The sequence below is a fragment of the Ancrocorticia populi genome (genome assembly GCF_003123745.1).
Taxonomy (GTDB): domain Bacteria; phylum Actinomycetota; class Actinomycetes; order Actinomycetales; family Actinomycetaceae; genus Ancrocorticia; species Ancrocorticia populi.
Map to the genome: position 1 here is coordinate 34128 of NZ_QETB01000004.1, position 19680 is coordinate 53807.

Consider the following 19680-nt stretch of genomic DNA (forward strand, 5'->3'; position numbering starts at 1 on the left):
TATCGGCCCAATTCTCTAACTTCTACTCCCTGACTTGGCCGGCTACTTCTTCTTGCGGGCAGCCGCGCGGCGCTGGGCACGGTTCATACCGCCCTGTTCAGCGTTCTGCGGTGCCGCCCCGCCCTTAGAGGCGGCCGATCCTGAGGTGCCCTTCTTGTTGCCTCCAGCGCCCGTAACCTGTACGGAGCCACTGCCGTCCTTCGAGGCGGCGGAGTAAGAGACCGGAGCTGTTCGCTTCGGCTGAGTAATGCCAAGAACGGTCTCTGCATCCACCCGGTCGCCCTCGCTGGCAGGGGCAGTGGGACCGGCTGCAGCCGGAGCAGCGGTGGCCTTGGAACCCGCGCTTGCCATGCGGGCGGCGTTGGCGGCCTGCTCGGCAACGGTGGCCTCTTCAGTGGCAACGGCGGCCTCACGGGCCTTCCGCTCGCTTGGGAGCTCGAAGTTAAAGAGGTAGCGGACTGTCTCCTCCTTGATGCCATCGTTCATGGCCTGGAACATCCGATAGCCCTCGGACTTGTACTCGACCAAGGGGTTGGACTGTGCCATGGCGCGCAGGCCGATGCCCTCCTTGAGATAATCCATCTCATAGAGGTGCTCACGCCACTTGCGATCCAGAACGGAGAGGAGAACCTGCCGCTCTAGCTCGCGCATGGTCTTCTCACCCACTTCAGCCTCGCGGTCCTCGAAGTTGGTATGAATGTCCGTGGTGAGCTCAGATAGCAGCGTCTCGCGCTCTATCTTGTTCACTCCTCCCACTTCGTCCACAAGCTCATTGGACTCGAATCCGGGGTGGTAGAAGCCGCGCAGATCCGTCCACATTGCGTCAAGATCCCAGGAATCGCCATCAACGGTGTGGGCGTCCACCAGATCCTCAACAACGAAGTCGAGGAAGCCTTGTACCATCGGATCGATGTCCTCGCCCTCAAGGATGCGACGGCGCTCTGCGTACACAACGGTACGCTGTTCGTTCATCACATCGTCGTACTTCAGCACGTTCTTACGCATCTCAGCATTTCGGGACTCGATCGCGGACTGAGCGCGCTCGATCGATTTACCGACAACCTTGAACTCAAGCGGGACATCCTCCGGGTAGCGGGAGGGATCGAGGGCGCGCGCCGCCATACCAGAGGCAAACAAGCGCATCAGGTCGTCTTCGAGCGAGAGGTAGAAGCGCGATTCGCCGGGATCGCCCTGACGGCCGGAGCGGCCGCGCAGCTGGTTATCGATACGGCGGGATTCGTGGCGCTCAGAGCCAAGCACGTAAAGGCCGCCCAGATCCACGACCTCGTCGTGTTCAGTGGCAACCGCCGCCTTGGCACTTTCGAGCGCCTCGTCCCACGCTGCCTCGTATTCGTCCGGCGTCTCCTCGGGGTCGAGTCCCTTCGCCTTGAGGGCTGCAACCGCACGGTGCTCGGGATTTCCACCGAGCATGATGTCCGTACCACGGCCAGCCATATTGGTGGCCACCGTGACGGCTCCCTTGCGGCCCGCCTCGGCAATAACGGTGGCCTCGCGCTCGTGCTGCTTGGCGTTCAGTACCTCGTGTGCGATCCCCGCCCGGCGAAGAAGAGTCGAGAGTTCCTCGGACTTTTCCACGCTGGTGGAGCCGATCAAAACAGGCTGGCCCGCCTCGTTGCGCTCCTTGATATCGTCAACGATAGCCGTGAGTTTGGCGCGGCGCGTCGGGTACACCAGATCGGTGTTATCCTCGCGGATCATCGGCTTGTTCGTGGGGATCGGGACAACGCCCAGCTCGTATGTGCTCGAGAATTCCTCGGCCTCGGTTTCGGCCGTACCCGTCATGCCCGAAAGCTTGTTGTAGAGGCGGAAGTAGTTCTGCAGCGTGATCGTGGCCAGAGTCTGATTCTCCGCCTTGATCGTCACGCCCTCCTTCGCTTCGATCGCCTGATGCATGCCCTCGTTGTAGCGGCGGCCGGCTAGGACGCGCCCAGTATGCTCATCAACGATCAGGACCTCGCCATTCTTGACGATATAGTCCTTATCGCGCTCAAAGAGCTCCTTCGCCTTGATCGCGTTGTTGAGGTAGCCGATCAGTGGGGTATTGAGCGATTCATACAGGTTATCGATGCCCAGCAGGTCTTCCACGCGGTCGATGCCGGGCTCTAAGATGCCGACGTTGCGCTTCTTCTCATCCACCTCATAATCGGTGTCCCGGCGCATTTGACGCGCCACGCGAGAGAACTCCGTGTACCACTTATTGGCGTCACCTTCGGCTGGGCCGGAGATGATAAGCGGGGTACGGGCTTCGTCGATGAGGATCGAGTCCACCTCGTCCACAATCACGAAGTTGTGACCGCGCTGAACCAGATCGGCCGTCTTCCACGCCATGTTATCGCGCAGGTAATCGAAGCCGAACTCGTTGTTCGTGCCGTATGTAATATCCGCGGCATACTCTTTGCGACGCTGCTCGGGAGTTTGCCCGGAAAGGATACAGCCGGTGGTGAGCCCGAGGAAGCGATGAATACGCCCCATCAGTTCAGACTGGTAGGACGCGAGGTAATCGTTGACCGTCACCACATGAACACCCTCGCCCGTGAGCGCGTTCAGATAGGAGGGTAGCGTTGCCACCAAGGTCTTGCCTTCACCGGTCTTCATCTCGGAGATGTTGCCGAGGTGGAGCGCCGCACCGCCCATGATCTGTACGTCATAGGGCCGCTGGCCGATGGTGCGCTGTGCGGCCTCGCGGACAGTGGCGAAAGCCTCCGGTAACAAAGCATCCAGATCTTCACCGTCCGCCAGGCGATCCTTGAAGATCTGAGTCTGCTCCTTCAGCTCCTCGTCGCTCATTTCGGCGAATGTATCTTCGAGCAGATTAACCTGTTTGGTTAGGCCCTCGAGCTTCTTAAGTGTTCGGCCTTCGCCAGCGCGAAGAATCTTGTTGAGGAACTTTGGCACGGAAACAGTCTCCTTTGTAAGACAAGCGGTTCCAGACTACCGCCATTGTATGCGCGCGGTCATTTTCCGTTCCAACGAATCCACCACAGGCTGACACAGCCGTAACCGTGGCGGCCTCCGGTAGTGGTTCCATACTTCTTTATGACGACGACGAAATCCACGCACGCCAATGCCCCCAGAGCGAATCGTGGGCGCATCTAGCCTGTCGGATCTGTTGGTGCCGTATCCCTTGACTCCCGGTCCTGCGATCAGGTGGCTCCGGATAGCAAAGCGCGCCTCCCGCAGGAAGCGCGCTTCTCTAGAAACTTGACCAGAAAGGGCTTGCAGCCCTATGCCGAACGGTTGATTGAGTACTCGGCATACTGAACGAGCGAATCCCGGACTGGACCTTCAGGTACGTCCTTCAAGGATTGAAGCCCCTTATCCATCCACTGCTTTGCCAGTTCTTGGGTCTGATCCAAGACGGAATGGCGGCGGAGCATGTTGACAACCTCTGCGAGGTTCTCATCTACAGCCAGATCGGAGTTGGCCAGAAGATCGAGGATCTCGCGGCCCAGATCGTCCAATGTACCCGCCTCCGCCTGCTCCTTGAGAAGCAGGGTGGGCATGGTGTCCACACCTTCGCGGAGGTCCGTTCCGGGAGTCTTACCGGTCGCATCGCCCTCGGACATGATGTCAATGACATCGTCCGCGAGTTGGAATGCAACGCCAACGCACTCGCCGTACTGGGCAACCGTCTCAGCCAGCTCTTCGCTGCCGCCTGAGGAGAGAACGCCATATCGCGCCGATGCCGCGATAAGGGAACCCGTCTTATCTGCAAGCACCGAGATATAGTGCTCGCGTGGGTTCTCGCCAGCTGCCAAACCAATGGTTTCGTGAAGCTGGCCGGTGCATAGCCGCTCAAACATGGTCGCGTGTAGCTCCACAGAGCGCGGCCCCAAGCCGGCAACGATTGTCGAGGCCCGCGAGAACAGGATGTCCCCCGCAAGAATCGCAACCGTATTGCCGAAGGCCAACTGTGCGGATTCGACTCCGCGCCGCATGGGTGCTTCGTCCATGACGTCGTCGTGATAAAGGGACGCAAGGTGCGTCAACTCAACCGCGACCGCGGAATCGTACACAGCCTGTGCCTCGGGATCGGGCCCGAGCTCAGACGTCAGGAAAACGAGAGCCGGACGCAGTCTCTTCCCGCCAGCTTTCGCAAGATGGGACGTGGTGGGATCGATCTGCAGATCTCCCATCGTGACCTTGTCATGAAGCATGGACTCAACGCGTTCCATCCGGGTGCTGAGCCGGTCACCGAGGGCACCCAGGTTATCGGAGATACTCACAGCATGAACACCGCAGCTTCACCAAGGAAATCAAGGATCGGCTGGGGGTAGATACCGAGCAGGATCGTGATGATCGCGCAGGTGACGATAGCCACGATGGAGAAGCCCTCAGAGGCGACAGTCTCGGATCCCTCAACCGGATCACGGAAGAACATGTAGGTGATCAACCGGAAGTAGAAGAAGGCCGTGGCCGCCGAAGCAAGTACGGCCAACACTACGAGGACGCCACCACCGGCCGCTACACCAGCGGAGAAGGCCGCAAACTTCCCGATGAAGCCCGAGGTCAGCGGAATGCCGGCGAACGAGAGCAAGAAAATCGTCATGCAGGTGGCGAGCAAAGGATTGGTTTTGCCCAGTCCCTGCCACTTCTCAATATTCGTGGCCTCACCCAAGATGCTGCCTTCAGCATCGGTTTCACGGACTAACGTGACGATACCGAAGGCACCAACGCTAGCGATTCCGTAGGCCAGAAGGTAGAAGGCCGTGGCCGAGATACCTATCTGGCTAAAGCTCGAAACGCCGATCAGGATGAATCCTGCGTGTGCGATCGAGGAGAAGGCAAGCATGCGCTTGATGTCCGTCTGGAGAAGGCCCATGACGGTACCGATGCACATGGTCAGAATGATGATTGTCCACAGAACCGGGGTGAGCTCCCACTGGACGCCCGTGCCGATCACGTAGAGGAAACGGAGCATTGCAGCGAACGCCGCGATCTTCGTTCCAGCGGCCATGTAACCAGTGATCGGGGTTGGAGCACCCTGATAGGTATCTGGGGTCCACGCGTGGAACGGAGCTGCACCTACCTTGAAGAGGAGGCCAACCAGAACCAGCGTGACGCCGGTGATGAGCAGCATGTCCATCCCGGTACCCGTCATAACCTTGGCGGTGATGCCGGTGAAGGTGATGGAGCCCGAGTAGCCGTATAGGAAGGCTGCGCCCATGAGGAAGAAGCCCGAAGAGAACGCGCCCAGCACGAAGTATTTCATAGCTGCCTCTTGGGACAGCGCGCGGCGCCGGCGGGCAGTTGCCGTCAGAACGTACAGGGGTAGTGATAGCACTTCGAGTGCCACGAACAACGTGAGTAGATCGGAAGCCGACGTAAAGGCCAGCATGCCGCCAAGCGAGAATAGGACCAGAGGGAATACCTCGGTCTGCTGAAGATTCGCAGTGGTGGCCTGACGCTCATCGGTAGATCCGGGCTGGGTTGCGGCGGATGCAGCGAAGGAACCTTCGCCTGTCTGTGTGCGATCAGCAATCACAAGGAGAGCAACAAGTGCGCAAATGAGGATGATCGCTTGGAAGGCTACCGCGGCCCCATCCTCCACAAACGTGCCCACCTGAGTGGATCCGTCCGGCGCCATAGCAACGGAGGTGGGCCCATCGGCCTTCACCACTGTCCAGCGCCACACAACGCTCACCAGAGCCGCCGCCACCGCAACCATGGAGAGGACAACCTGCACGCCCCGGCGCGCGGCACGCGGAATGAAAGCTTCGAAAACAACACCGAGTACCGCAGAACCCAGAATGATGAGAGTGGGCGTAAGAGCTGCCCAATCGATCATTGGCGAATTCACTTCGCGCTCCCTTCCGCGACCAAGTTGGCCGCATCGTCCGCGTATGAACCGGACGCAATTGGTTCATCCTCTACGGAAAGAACCGCCGCATGATCCTCAGCCACAGGCCGTACTGCGTCAAGCACGGGGGCCGGAGCGAATCCGAGGAACAGCATCGCCGCAATGAGCAGGCCGGACACTGTCTTCTCGCGCCCGTTTAGATCAGGCTTCGAGATCTCTGGCTTGGGCCCGGTAAAGATACGCTGGTAGGGCCACAAGATGTAGAGGGCCGCCAGAATCACGCCGAACACTGCCACAATCGCCAGAGCCGCATTCACCTTGTAGGTGCCCACTAGGATGAGGTACTCGGGGATGAATCCGGACAGGCCGGGCAAAGCGATTGATGCAAGGCCCGCCACCAAGAAAGTGCCGGCGATGAGCGGCGTCACGCGCTGCCATCCGCCGTAATCCGCGATCTTGTGGGACTCTCCGCGCTTGGCCAAGAAACCGACCGTCAGGAATAGCGCACCGGTGGCAACACCGTGCGCCACCATGTAGAGAATCGCACCGGTCATCGCCACAGAGTTGCCCGAGAAAATACCCAGCACCATAAAACCGAAGTGGCTCACAGAGGTGTAGGCGATCAAGCGCATGAGATCCTGCGAGGCAATCGCCATGAATCCACCCCACAGGATGGAGATCACGGCAAGCACCATGATGACAGGAGCCGCGTCCTGCGCCGCACTCGGGAAGAGTGGCAGGCAGAAGGCGATCATGCCGTAGGTGCCGATCTTGTCCAATACACCAACCAGAAGGGTGGAAACCCCGGCAGGGGCCTCTTCGGTAGTGTCCGGCAGCCACGTGTGCACGGGGAACATCGGCGCCTTAATGGCGAAGGCGATGAAGAAGGACAGGAACAGTAGCATTTGGATGCCCGCGGAACCGGACACGGCCCCTGCGAGGTTCTCCAATAGGAAGCCCTGCGGGCCGCCTGGGCCCTGAATGTACACGGCCACAACGCCCACCAGCATGATGAGCCCGCCAACGAGCGAGTACAGCAGGAACTTGATAGCCGCCCGCTGCCTGTTGGCTCCACCGTAGCGGCCAATCAGGAAGAACATCGGAATCAGCATGATTTCGAAGAGCAGGTAGAACAGGAACACGTCGCGTGCGGCGAAGATACCGATCATTATTGCTTCGAGCAACAGGATCCAGGCAACGAAACCGGCGGCCCGGGAGCCACTGCCGTCGTCGTCGCCCTCAAAATCGTTCCAAGAGGCCAGAAGAACCAACGGAACCAAGAACGTAGCCAATCCAATCATGACAACGCCCATGCCGTTCGCGCCCCAAGCGATCGAAACGCCAATGGCGGGAATCCACGAGTAGGTTTCAGCGAGTTGGGTTTGCCCGGCGGCGCCAAAATCGAAGCCGGTAAGCGCCACAGCGAATAGAGCGAAGATCACCACGGACACGGCAAGACCGAAAGGCATCGCGCTCTTATGAAGCGGCTTCACAAGCCACAACACCAGTGCGGCAACGGCCGCCAACACAATGAGAAGGGTCAGCCAGGGAAAGGCTGCCTCGTTCACGGAAAGCATCTAGTTTTATCCTTCCCCGTCAGATCCGCGTAGCCAGTGCGATGAGGAGCGCAACAACAGCGCCCACCATCGTGTAGCTTGCATAGGTCCGGACGTAACCGTTCTGCAGATGGGCAACAATCTTGCCCAACCCAGTGGTTGCCTTGGCGGTGCCTTCAACGGCCCCGTCAACAACGTATTCGTCCACCACGGCAACGCCGGTGGTGATCGCGCGCCCACCATCCATGAAGATGCGCTCGTTCACAGTATCTTGGTACAGATCTTCGCGGGCGGCTTCGGTCAGGAAGTTCCCATTGGGGGCCACAACCGGCACCGTGCTAGCAAGGTACATCTTCCATGCCACTCCAACGCCCACGGCAACAAGCGCCAGCGTCAAGCCAGTGATGACTGCAACGGGCAGAACAGGTTCGCCGTGCTCCCCGTGGCCGATGGCCGGAGCCAGCCAATCCACAAAGCTGAAGTGGTTGAGCAGGAAGCCCAGAATCAATGAGCCGATAGCCAGCAAGATCTGCGGAACATACATCGCGGCCGGAGCCTCGTGTGGATGCTTCGCGTTCGATCCCTCGGTGCTGAACCGTTCTTTGCCGTGGAAAATCATGAAGAACATACGAGACATGTAGAAGGCGGTCAGGCCGGCCACAAGCAGTGTGAGGGTTCCAAACACCCACGGCTGCCAGCCATCCCCGACGAATGCCGTCTCAATGATCTTGTCCTTCGAGTAGAAGCCCGAAAGGAACGGGAAGCCGATGATCGCGAGGTAGCCACACAAGAAAGTGGCCCACGTGATCGGCATGTACTTGCGCAGGCCTCCAAAGCCGCGCATATTCACTTCGTCGCCCATCGCGTGCATCACAGAGCCGGCACCAAGGAACATGTTTGCCTTGAAGAAGCCGTGCGTTACGAGGTGGAAGATCGCGAATCCGGCGCCCACCGGGCCAAGCCCGGCCGCCAGCATCATGTAACCGATCTGGGACATTGTGGAGGCCGCGAGGACCTTCTTCATGTCATCCTTAGCGGCACCAACGATGGCTCCGAACACGAGGGTGATCACGCCAATGATCGCAACCGCCAGTTGGGCGGATTCGGACACGGCGTAGATGGCACCCGAGCGGACCATGAGGTACACACCGGCGGTCACCATGGTGGCGGCGTGGATCAGGGCGGAGACGGGCGTTGGGCCCGCCATCGCGTCGCCCAGCCAAGCCTGCAGCGGGAACTGCGCAGATTTACCACAAGCGGCCACGAGTAGGAAGATCCCGATCGCGGTAACAGTTGCTTGGTTGGCGCCATCAAGCCCCGCGTTAACTCCGTCGAAAGTCACGGTGCCGAAGGCGGAGAACATGATCATCATCGCGATGAGCATGCCCATATCGCCCACGCGGTTCATAATGAATGCCTTCTTACCGGCGGCGGCATTCTCGGGGACCTGGTTCCAGAAGGAGATGAGGAGGTAGGAAGCCAGTCCCACGCCTTCCCAGCCGATGAATAGAACAAGGTAGGAGTTGCCCAGTACCAGAAGCAACATCGAGGCAACGAAAAAGTTGAGGTAGGCGAAGAAGCGGCGCCGATCGGGATCGTGCTTCATATACCCAACTGAGTAGATATGGATGAGCGTACCCACGAAAGTCACGAGCATGAGGAACGTGAGCGAGAGCGGATCCACGCGCATGGCGATATCGATCGAGAAATCGCCGGCGGGAACCCAACGGTACACAACAGTGTCGAGCACCCGTTCGCTTGCCGGCTGGCCGAGAACTTGGAACAGCGCGGCTACGGCCACCACGAAGGCGCCCGTGGAGGTAGCAATGCCGAGCCAGTGGCCCCACGCATTCGCCGCCTTCCCCGCGATAAGAAGAATCCCGGCGCCGAGCAGCGGAATAGCAACACATAGCCAGATCAGGTTGGCGGGGCCGGTTGCCTCAATAGCACCGGACGCCGCAGTAACGCTGGCTGGAATAAGACCCAGAGTCAATTCACACCTGCTTCCGTCAGTGTTTGAGCTGGTTCGCGCCGTCGAGCGAAGCGGACCGGTGAGTTCGGAAAATGGAAACGACGATGGCTAGGCCAACCACAACTTCCGCTGCGGCCACCACCATGACGAAGAAGGCGAATACTTGCCCTTCCACGTTGCCCCACATCCGGGAGAACGTGACGAAAACAAGATTGCACGAGTTAAGCATCAGCTCCACGCCGAGCAGTGCGATGATCGCATTGCGGCGGGTCAGCACGGCCGTTGCCCCGATAGTGAAGAGGATTAGTGCCAGAATCACGTAATACATGAGGTTCACTCGGATTCACCTTCTTCAAGCTCCGGCTTGTCCGGGGCGGAGTCGATTTGGGGGGCCGACGACGGGTACTCGGGCGCTGCCTCACCCGGCATTCCGGGCAATCCGGAATTGGGCACCTGAGGATGTGGGCCATCGAGTTCACCGCGGCGAATGCGATCGGCAGTGGCTGGCGAGATTTGGCTGACACGGCGTGCCTGGCCACGAACGCGGAGTACGCGCGGGACGGACTCTTCAACTTCCACACCACCAGCGGTGAGGGCCGGGTTGGCGGCCGAGTTAGATTCGGCGTATACGCCCGTAGGTGGCTTCTGGCCAATGTGGCGTCCGGTGGCGGCGTAGGCCTCCATCTTGGCGTCCACGAGCTCTGGCTGCGTAAGCTCAGGATGAGTCTTCTCCCGATGGGTGAGGACCATAGCGCCTAGGGCCGCGACCACGAGAAGTGTTCCCACCAGTTCGAGTGTCAGAACGTGATTCCCGAAGATCGATTGAGCGATCGATTCCGGATTAGTCGGGGAATTCGCTTCCTTCATACCCACAGCCTCTGGCGTGTGGGCCCCAAGGATCGCACCGATCGCGATCACCACGAAACCGAGGCCCCCCAAAACAGCAACGGGACGCTGCCAGTTGAGTGTCTCGTGCGTGGTGTCGGAGGAATCCACACCGATCATCATGAGCACGAACAGGAACATCATGAGGATCGCGCCCGTGTATACGGCCACTTGGACAACACCCATGAAGGGCGCCTCAAGCATTGTGTAGAGGAACGCAAGGCACACCATGATCGCGATCATGCTGCCTGCCGAGTAGACGGCGCGGCGTGTGATGAGTAGGCCGAAGATGGCAAGAACGATCATCACGATCGCGATTGCGAAGAAGAGCAGTGTCTCTCCGGTCGAGATCTCGAGCGTACCCATCATGCCCCCTTGTTCTGGAGAGTGGGATCATCGGGGCGATGCTCGCGAACCCATTCGATTTGTTCGGGAACCGGCCCGGTCACGGAACCGCGGTAGTAATCAGCATCCGAGGTGCCGGGCACCATGGGATGCGGAGCGGCTAGCATGTTTTCTCCCATTGGGGCTAGCAGGTCCTGCTTCTCGTAGATCAGGCCCTCGCGCGTGGGACCAGCCAACTCGAACTCGTTGGTCATGGTCAGAGCGCGCGTTGGGCAAGCCTGAATGCAGTATCCACAGAAGATACAGCGAAGGTAGTTGATTTGGTAAACCTTGCCGAAGCGCTCGCCTGGGGAGTACTGCTCCTCAGGTGTGTTGGCTCCGGCTTCCACGTAGATCGCGTCCGCCGGGCAAGCCCACGCACATAGCTCACAGCCGATGCACCGTTCAAGGCCATCAGGGTAGCGATTGAGGTGATGGCGTCCGTGATAACGCGCCTGCGTTGGGACCTTCTCCTCCGGGTACTGCTCTGTGGACGTTGGCCGAAACATCGTGGAGAGGGTTACACCGAATCCAGCAACGGGAGCGAAGAACTGGCCAACCGGGCCCTTCTCCGCCGGCGCCCAGAGCGCGGGGTCCGGATCTTTGAATTCGTTCTCAGACAAGTTCGCCCTCCTGCGTGGTCTGTTGCCGCGAAGCCCGCGGCGAAGGTGGAAGCGTTTGGCCGGGAAGCGGCGGGACCGGGAATCCTCCGGCCATCGCGTCAAATTCTTCTTCGGGACGGACGAATCCGGGTTCTTCCGAACTCTGTTCGTCCTTATCATCCTTATCACCGAAGATCCATATGATCCCGATAAGCACGAGGAAAATGACGCCAATTCCGATGTATAGCGAGCGCTGCGAAATGTCCGTGAACGAGGTAACTCCGCGAATCAGCGTGACACATACCAGCCAGCCGAGCGAAACAGGAATAAGGACCTTCCAGCCAAGCTTCATGAAGTGGTCATAGCGCATACGCAGCAGCGTTGCTCGGGTCCAGATCATGATGAACATGAAGACCCAGGTCTTGCCGAAGAACCACAGCATGGGTATCCAGCCGGTGTTCGGATCCCCGCCCCACAGCGAGTAAATCCACGTGACAATCGGGCCTGCGCGCCAGCCGCCGAGGAACATTGTTGTGGCGATCATCGACACGTTGAGCATGTTGATGTATTCGGAGAGGTAGTACCACGCGAACTTCATGGAGGAGTACTCCGTGGTGTGCCCTGCCACCAGTTCGCCCTCTGCCTCCGGCAAATCGAAGGGCAAGCGGTTGGTTTCACCGAACATTGAAACGATGTACACACAGAACGCTGGGAACAGCGTGATGCAGTTCCACAGGCCGGACTGCGCTTCAACAATCCCGGACGTTGACATGGTCCCTGAAGCAAGAACCACGGTCACGAGAGAGAGGCCGAGCGCGAGCTCGTAAGAAATCATCTGCGTTGCCGAGCGGACGGAGCCGAACAGGGGCAGGGTGGATCGGGTAGACCAACCACCGAATACCAGTCCATATTCTCCGAGTGCCGCGACTGCAAGCAAGAAGATGAGCGCCACCGGCGAATCTGCGAGCTGTAGCGGGGTGTTGATTCCAAAGATGGACACTTGCGGCCCCATGGGGAGCACGGCCATCAGGATGAAGGCACACGCCGCGGCGATCACAGGCGAGATAAAGTAAATGACCTTATCCGCGCCCTTCAGCCAGAAGTCCTCTTTGATAATGAGCTTTAGTGCATCCGAGATCGCTTGGAAGAGGCCGAGCGGCCCAACCCGGTTCGGACCCAAGCGATTCTGCATGAGGCCCAAACCGCGGCGCTCCACCCAGAGGGCAAGCAGCACCGAAAGGATCAAGTAGACGATGATGAAGACGGCCTTGATGACCCAGATCCACCATGTATCTTCCGAGAAATCAGCAACCTGCTCGGCTGCCAGAATTGAAGGATTCACTTTGTTACCTCCAAAGCGACCTGCTCTCCGGCGCGAACGCCCAGAGTTGCGATCTGACATCCCACTGAATTCTGCGGGATCCACACAACGCCCTCAGGCATCGGACGAATCACCGCATCGAGAGTGAGCGCTCCGGATGGTCCGGAGAGTGTCAACTGTGAGCCGATACCCGCAGCCTTTGCCGTTGCGGCATCGAGCACTGCAACAGGCTTACGTGCGGTCCCGGCAAGATGGGGTTCGAACGCTTGCAGCGATCCGGCACCCAACATGAGGTTCCAACTAGCAAGCGTCGCTTGCCCGGCAGCCGGCGCGGCAACTGCCGCTGCGGCATCGTTCGGGGCGGCCACACGTGCGCCATCCCAACTGTGGAACTCGCTTATTTCGCCCACCACATCGGCAAGCGTGGCAAGCCCTAGATCCGTGCCCATCTCGAGCGCCAGTTCGTTCAGAACCGTGCGATCGGGGCGCTGGACCGAGGTAAGGACCTGACCGAACGGACGGATCCTGCCTTCCCAGTTCACGAAGGATCCGCCCTTTTCCGAAGGCGGGGCAACAGGCAGAACCACGTCGGCCAGCTCAGAGATCGTGGTTCCACGAACCTCAAGCTGTACAACAAATCCGGCAGCCTTCACAGCATCGGCGGCGCCCTCCGGAAGATCCGCGAGGTCAACGCCGGCTAGGAGCAGGCCATCGAGCGTGCCATCAGCAGCCGCTGCGAGGATTTCCTGAGTTGTGCGCCCAGACTCGGCGGGCAGGGAATCGACACCCCACACTGCAGCAGCATCAACACGGGCTGCTGATTCGGCAACCGGGCGTCCGCCTGGAAGCAGAGATCCGAGAGCACCGGCTTCAATGGCTCCACGGTCTCCCGCACGGCGAGGAATCCACGCGATACGGGCACCGGTACGTTCCGCCAACCGGAGCGCTGCGGAGAGGGCACCCGGCGTGTCCGCCGTACGCTCCCCCACAAGGATTACGCCGGATTCTGCGAGTGAGTCAAAGGTCGCGTCACCCGAGGAAAGTCCGTCAAGAATCGTCGCCTCAGTACCTGGGGCCGCCGGGATAAACCGAGCGCCCATCTTGGAGGTGCCACCGGTTTCATAGGCGGAGATCACCGAGACGTTAACCGTTCCAGCGAGGAATCCCTTACGGAGCCGGAGGAATACGGTGCCGCATTCTTCTTCGGCCTCAAAGCCAACCGTCAGAACATGACCGGCGGTTTCCAGGTCCTTGTAGGTAACGCCGATTCCGGATCCTGCTACCGTCGAGCCGATGAAGGCTTCCTCTTCGGCGCTAACGGGACGGGTGCGGAAATCGATGTCATTGGTGCCAAGCACAACGCGTGCAAACTTGGAGTACGCGTAGGCATCCTCCATCGCCAACCGGCCGCCAGTTAAGACACCAACCGCCTTGGACTTAGCCAAGCCGCGAGCAGCTACATCAATAGCATCCGGCCACGAGGTAGGAACCAAGTTGCCCTGGGTATCGCGAACAAACGGGTTCTTCAGGCGGTCCGAGCCGTCCTGCCAACGGAATGCGAAGCGGTCCTTATCGGTGATCCACTCTTCGTTGACTTCGGCGTCTTCACCCGAAAGGCGGCGAAGGATCGTCCCGCGCCGGTAATCGATGCGTATTGCTGAACCCGAGGCATCGTGTTCGGCAACTGAAGGCACAGACACGAGATCGAACGGACGCGAACGGAACCGGTAGGAGGCGCTTGTCAGGGCACCTACGGGGCAAATCTGAATGATATTGCCGGAGAAGTAGGAGCTGAATGGACGCCCGGATGAATCCTCTTCGGAATCCGCGATGGGACCGGCGGAGAATCCGCCTTCCAATCCGAGCGTGCCGTATGGACCCGAGTATTCCGCGTTAACGAAGCCCGGGACGTTTCCATCGCTCTCGGAGAAGCCGAGCACGCTGGAATCAAAGTTGCCGATCTGGGATCCGTTTAGTGAATGAACGGAATATCCCGGCGTACCGCCACCGCGGCCCTGAAGCTGGATGAAGCGGTCGCCCGCGATCTGGCTCTGGAAACGGGTGCAACGCTGGCAGAGGATGCAGCGGTCGCGATCCAGCAGAATCTGGGACGAAACCTGAATAGGCTTCGGGTACGTCCGCTTGACGTCGATGAAGCGGGAGGTCGCCCGCCCATCGGTCATCGCCTGATTCTGCAGGGGGCATTCGCCGCCCTTATCGCACACCGGGCAGTCCATCGGATGGTTGATCAGGAGGAACTCCATGATCCCGTGCTGAGCCTTGCGGGCCACCTCGGAGGTGTGCTGGGTGTAAACCTCCATGCCGGGGCTGACAGCCTCCGCGCACGAAGCCGCGGGCTTCGGCATCTTGGCGAGGTTACCATCGCGCCCTGGGCGCGCTACCTCGACTAGGCACTGACGGCAGGCGCCAGCAGGCTTGAGAAGCGGATGATCACAGAAACGTGGAATCCGCACCCCGGCTTGCTCCGCGGCCCTGATGATCATCGTTCCCTTGGGAACCGAGATCTCCTTGCCGTCAATCTTGAGGGTTACGAGTTCACTCATCGAACGCCCACCTCACTGAACAAAGTAGATTTCTCATGGGGGAATAGCTCGCGCGCTGGCGTGGTGTAGCCTGCCTCGAACTCACCGCGGAACAGCTCGATGCCCGATTTGATCGGGGTTGCCGCGGCATCACCGAGTGCGCAGAATGAGCGCCCCTGAATGTTTCCGGCAATTTCGTAGAGCAGGTCCACATCGCCGGGCTGGCCCTTGCCTTCTTCGAGGCGGTGCATGATCTGGCGCATCCAGAACGTGCCTTCCCGGCACGGTGTGCACTTACCGCACGATTCGTGCTGGTAGAAATCAGTCCAGCGCGAGATCACACGAACAACGGACACCGTCTCATCAAACATCATGAGGGCGCGGGTTGCCAGCATGGAACCTGCCTGCTTCACCGAGTTGTAATCTAGTGGCACATCCAGATGCTCCGGCGTGAACAGCGGAGCGGAGGAACCACCAACCGCCCAGAACTTGAGCTCATGCCCGCTGCGGATACCACCCGCGTATTCGAGGAGTTCACGGCCCGTGATACCGAGCGGAGCCTCGTACTGGCCGGGTTTGGTGACGTGTCCGGACAGCGAGAAGAAGCCGTGGCCGTTGGCCGATTCGGTTCCCATATCTTGGAACCATTCCTTGCCGTTGCGGACAATGCCGGGAACGGAGGAGATGGTCTCCACGTTGTTGATAACGGTGGGGCGGGCGTAAAGGCCCTCGGCCGCCGGGAACGGCGGCTTCAAACGAGGCTGGCCGCGCAGTCCTTCGAGGGAATCGAGAAGAGCCGTCTCCTCGCCGCAGATGTAGGCACCCGCACCGGCGTGGACCGTGATATCCAGATCGTAGTTGCCTTTAGGGCCAACGCCTTTACCGATCAATCCGGCTTCCTTGGCCTCACGCACCGCGGCCATGAGGCGGCGATATACATGAACAACCTCACCGCGCAGATAGACGAAGCCGTGATGCCCGCCAACTGCGAGAAGACAAATCGCCATGCCCTCGATGAGATCGTGGGGGTTTGCCATGAGCGCCGGGATGTCCTTGCATGTGCCCGGCTCAGATTCGTCCGCATTCACCACGAGGTAGCGCGGGCCACCGTCAGGTGCAGGGAGGAAAGACCATTTGAGCCCCGTGGGGAACCCCGCGCCACCGCGTCCGGCAAGCCCAGCATCCTTCATCAGCTGAGTTAGCTCGCCTTCGTTGTAGCTCCAGGCCTTCTCCAGAGCCTCATAACCGTGGTTCTTCTTGTACGTCTCTAGTTTCCACGAGCGCTCTTGATCCCAGATCTCTGAGATCACAGGCTTGAGAGTAGTCACTTCTGCTCCCCTCCCTTTCCGTGAGCGATAGCCAAGCCAACAAGAGATGCGGAGCCGGCACCCGGCCCCTCATCTACATGGCCGTCTTCAAAGCCCGCGAGCACGCGCTCGGTTTCCTTGAAGGTGTGGACCTTCGCTGCGCCGCGTGTTGGGTGAACATCCTTGCCCTCGCGGATATCGTCCACAATTTCGCGTGCGCTTGCCGGAGTTTGATTATCGAAGAATTCCCAGTTCACCATGACCACCGGCGCGTAATCGCATCCGGCGTTGCATTCGAGAGCCTCTAGGGTGATCTTTCCATCCTCAGTAGTCTCATCAGAGCCGATCCCGAGGTAATCGCTCAGGTCCTCCCAGATCGCGTCTCCGCCCATCACCGCACAAAGTGCATTGGTACATACGCCCACGTTGTATTCGCCGTTTGGGTGGCGGCGATACTGGCTGTAGAACGTTGCAACGGCGGAAACCTCGGCTCGTGTGAGTCCCAGAATATCCGCGGTCAACACGATTCCACGCGGGGAAACAAAGCCATCCTCAGCCTGAATGAGGTGCAAGATCGGCATGATTGCCGATCGGCTCTGCGGATAACGCGCAATGATCTGCGCAGATTCGGCGCGGAGCCTTTCTTCAACGGCAGAGTCAAAGTTCTGTTCCATTAGCGGTCAACACCTCCCATAACCGGATCGATTGAAGCAAGGCAAACAATGGCATCAGCGAGTAGCCCGCCCTCTGCCATCATCGAGAGCCCCTGAAGATTGCGGAAACCCGGATCGGAGACGTGCGCGCGGTACGGGCGCGTACCACCATCGGACACAAGGTGACATCCCCACGTGCCCTTGGCGTGCTCGATCAAGGTGTAGCTCTGGCCCGCTGGCACGCGGAATCCCTCGGTCACCAGCTTAAAGTGGTGGATCAGGGACTCCATGGACTGGGTCATGATCTCTTGGACGTGTTCGTGAGAGGTGCCTTGCCCGTCCGTGGCGATGGACAGCTGAGCAGGCCACGCAATGCGCTTGTCCTCCACCATCACCGGTTGGCCTTCACTCGCGTCTAAACGATCGAGCACCTGGTAGATAATGCGGAGGGATTGGTGGCATTCCTGCACACGGATCCACGTGCGGTTGTAAGCATCGGACTTATCCGTTGTAGGAACGTCGAACTCGTAGTTCTCGTACCCGCAGTATGGCTGCGTCTTGCGCAGGTCCCACGGAAGGCCCGCGGCCTTGAGGCCCGGGCCCGTCTGGCCAAGCGCCATGAGGGCCGGCAGTGACAGGACGCCAACGTTTTGGAAGCGCTTCTTGAAGATGGGGTTTTCACCAACGATGTCCCACATGTCCAGCATCGCTTGGCGCACGTTCGGCAACACTTCACGTGCATAATCCGTGGTGCCGGGAGTCAGATCCTCAGCAACCCCGCCCGGGCGGATGTATTCGTTGTTCATTCGCAGGCCAGAGATGCGCTCGATGATCCGCATGAGATCTTCACGGCCACGGAATCCGGCCGTCATCATCGAGGTGGCACCCAGCTCGTTGAGGGCGGAACCGAAGGCGATCAAGTGGGATGCAACCCGGGAGAGCTCCATCATGAGCACACGAATCTGCTGCGCGCGCTCGGGAATCTGATCCTCGATGCCCAAGAGCTTTTCAATACCCATGCAGTAGCCCACCTCTTGGAAGAAGCAGGCCGTGTAGTCCATACGAGTCACAAAGCTGACGCCCTGAGTCCAGGTGCGGTACTCCATGTTCTTTTCGATTCCCGTGTGGAGGAACCCAGTAGCGCCGCGAATCTCGCGAACGTATTCGCCGTCCAGCTCCATCAGGAGGCGGAAGACGCCGTGCGTTGAGGGGTGGACCGGGCCGATGTTAACGACGATGCGCTCTTCAGCCAGCTGCGCGGCCTCCGAGGCGATATCCGACCAATCGCCACCAATGGCGTCGAATCCGGGAAGTCCGTCAAGATCGGCTTCGGTGGCGCCGCTCGTGGCGTGGAATTGTTGTGAGGTCATTAGTTGTATTCCCTCCGAGTATCCGGTGGCGGAATAACCGCTCCCTTGTATTCCACTGGGATGCCGCCTAGCGGGTAATCCTTCCGCTGGGGGTGGCCCACCCAATCATCTGGCATCGCGGAACGCGTAAGCCCAGGATGATCGTCATAAATGATTCCCATGAGATCCCACGCCTCGCGTTCGGGCCAATCGTCTCCGGGGTAAACGGAAACGATCGACGGCGTGTGAGGATCTTCGTCCGGACATGTCACTTCGAGGGCAACCATGCGATTGTGGGTAATGGAGAAGAACGGGAAGTAGGAGTGAAGCTCGCGGCCCTTATCGTTCGGGTAGTGCACGGCGGAAACGCCAAGGCACATCTCAAAACGAAGGTCCTGATCGTCACGCAGATACTTAGCTGCAGCCAGCAGGTGCTGACGAGCGATGAAGATGACGAGCTGACCGTTTTCTACCACTACTTTCTCGATCGCCTCGTGGGGATCGATTCCGTCAGCTTGGAAAAGCTCAATCAGGACGTCAACAACTTCGTCAAACCAGCCGCCGTAGGGCCGGCTCGCGGGACGAGCCATCACTTCGGTGTGCTCGAGCCCAGCGAATCCGGAGGTATCCCCGGATCCCCTGACTCCCCACATGCCCTTGACCTCGCGGAGGACTGATGGCTGGGGGCTACCGGGCGTCAGCGCGCCCTCATTGTTTTCGCTCACGCGAGCAGCCCCTTCATCTCGTGTGTTGGCGCGGCATTCATCGCGGCGGCTTCCGCTGCCCGCGCTGCTGCCAAGCGGCGCTTCTTTGTAATCTTGTGCTCGTTCATGACCTGCTTGCGCAGCTCCAGAACGGAGTTAATAAGCATCTCCGGACGCGGCGGACACCCGGGAAGATAGATATCCACGGGAACGATGTGATCGCATCCCTGAATGATCGCGTAATTATTGAACATGCCACCGGATGATGCGCACACACCCATGGAAATGACCCACTTGGGATCGGCCATCTGGTCATACATCTCTCGCACAACGGGAGCCATCTTCTGGCTCACGCGTCCGGACACGATGAGCAGATCGGACTGGCGCGGCGAGGCACGGAATACCTCCATGCCGAATCGGGACGCGTCGAATCGTGGCGTGCCGAAGGCCATCATCTCAATTGCACAGCATGCAAGCCCCATCGTCACAGGCCACTCGGAACGCGTGACGCCCCAGTTGGCAACCTGCTCGATCGTTGTCATGATGATGCCAGAACCATCTTCTTGATGTGCCATGTGTTACC

The 19680-nt window shown here is 59.6% G+C and carries 15 protein-coding genes; all 15 read right to left on the reverse strand.

Annotated features, from left to right (window positions below):
- Positions 1 to 42: 42 nt before the first annotated feature.
- The 15 genes from secA to DD236_RS07385 all read right to left on the reverse strand — a co-directional run bounded on the left by secA (position 43) and on the right by DD236_RS07385 (position 19672).
- Complete coding sequence (gene secA / locus DD236_RS07315) at positions 43 to 2916, reverse strand: preprotein translocase subunit SecA (protein WP_109093741.1); 2874 nt, start codon at positions 2914 to 2916, stop codon at positions 43 to 45.
- A gap of 329 nt (positions 2917 to 3245) precedes the next feature.
- Entirely contained in the window at positions 3246 to 4247 is a 1002-nt protein-coding gene (locus DD236_RS07320; protein ID WP_338078995.1) for a polyprenyl synthetase family protein, read from the reverse strand.
- Positions 4244 to 5821 carry an NADH-quinone oxidoreductase subunit NuoN gene (nuoN, locus tag DD236_RS07325; protein ID WP_338078994.1) on the reverse strand — a complete coding sequence of 526 codons (1578 nt, stop codon included), beginning with the start codon at positions 5819 to 5821 and terminating at the stop codon, positions 4244 to 4246. Before nuoN ends, DD236_RS07320 begins: the two co-directional genes overlap by 4 nt.
- Complete coding sequence (locus DD236_RS07330) at positions 5818 to 7398, reverse strand: NADH-quinone oxidoreductase subunit M (RefSeq protein WP_109093742.1); 1581 nt, start codon at positions 7396 to 7398, stop codon at positions 5818 to 5820. Before DD236_RS07330 ends, nuoN begins: the two co-directional genes overlap by 4 nt.
- Before the next feature lie 19 nt (positions 7399 to 7417).
- On the reverse strand, positions 7418 to 9370 hold the full coding sequence (gene nuoL / locus DD236_RS07335) for an NADH-quinone oxidoreductase subunit L (protein ID WP_109093743.1): 1953 nt from the start codon (positions 9368 to 9370) through the stop codon (positions 7418 to 7420).
- A gap of 16 nt (positions 9371 to 9386) precedes the next feature.
- Positions 9387 to 9677: an NADH-quinone oxidoreductase subunit NuoK gene (nuoK, locus tag DD236_RS07340; protein ID WP_207785769.1), complete on the reverse strand. Its 291-nt coding sequence runs from the start codon at positions 9675 to 9677 to the stop codon at positions 9387 to 9389.
- Between the two features lie 5 nt (positions 9678 to 9682).
- Positions 9683 to 10603, reverse strand: a complete 921-nt coding sequence (locus DD236_RS07345) for an NADH-quinone oxidoreductase subunit J (protein WP_109093745.1) — start codon at positions 10601 to 10603, stop codon at positions 9683 to 9685.
- Complete coding sequence (gene nuoI, locus DD236_RS07350) at positions 10600 to 11241, reverse strand: NADH-quinone oxidoreductase subunit NuoI (RefSeq protein ID WP_109093746.1); 642 nt, start codon at positions 11239 to 11241, stop codon at positions 10600 to 10602. Before nuoI ends, DD236_RS07345 begins: the two co-directional genes overlap by 4 nt.
- The gene (gene nuoH, locus DD236_RS07355) at positions 11234 to 12562 is read right to left on the reverse strand and encodes an NADH-quinone oxidoreductase subunit NuoH (protein WP_243410073.1); all 1329 of its coding nucleotides are present in this window, start codon (positions 12560 to 12562) and stop codon (positions 11234 to 11236) included. The genes nuoI and nuoH overlap by 8 nt, the downstream gene beginning before the upstream one ends.
- On the reverse strand, positions 12559 to 15105 hold the full coding sequence (locus tag DD236_RS07360) for an NADH-quinone oxidoreductase subunit G (RefSeq protein WP_109093748.1): 2547 nt from the start codon (positions 15103 to 15105) through the stop codon (positions 12559 to 12561). The genes nuoH and DD236_RS07360 overlap by 4 nt, the downstream gene beginning before the upstream one ends.
- Entirely contained in the window at positions 15102 to 16412 is a 1311-nt protein-coding gene (gene nuoF / locus DD236_RS07365; protein ID WP_109093749.1) for an NADH-quinone oxidoreductase subunit NuoF, read from the reverse strand. Before nuoF ends, DD236_RS07360 begins: the two co-directional genes overlap by 4 nt.
- Positions 16409 to 17065, reverse strand: coding sequence for an NADH-quinone oxidoreductase subunit NuoE (gene nuoE / locus DD236_RS07370; protein WP_109093750.1), 657 nt, complete (start codon positions 17063 to 17065; stop codon positions 16409 to 16411). The genes nuoF and nuoE overlap by 4 nt, the downstream gene beginning before the upstream one ends.
- Positions 17065 to 18414: an NADH-quinone oxidoreductase subunit D gene (locus DD236_RS07375; RefSeq protein ID WP_109093751.1), complete on the reverse strand. Its 1350-nt coding sequence runs from the start codon at positions 18412 to 18414 to the stop codon at positions 17065 to 17067. The genes nuoE and DD236_RS07375 overlap by 1 nt, the downstream gene beginning before the upstream one ends.
- Positions 18414 to 19118, reverse strand: a complete 705-nt coding sequence (locus DD236_RS07380) for an NADH-quinone oxidoreductase subunit C (RefSeq protein ID WP_109093752.1) — start codon at positions 19116 to 19118, stop codon at positions 18414 to 18416. The genes DD236_RS07375 and DD236_RS07380 overlap by 1 nt, the downstream gene beginning before the upstream one ends.
- On the reverse strand, positions 19115 to 19672 hold the full coding sequence (locus DD236_RS07385) for an NADH-quinone oxidoreductase subunit B (protein WP_109093753.1): 558 nt from the start codon (positions 19670 to 19672) through the stop codon (positions 19115 to 19117). The genes DD236_RS07380 and DD236_RS07385 overlap by 4 nt, the downstream gene beginning before the upstream one ends.
- Positions 19673 to 19680: the final 8 nt, after the last annotated feature.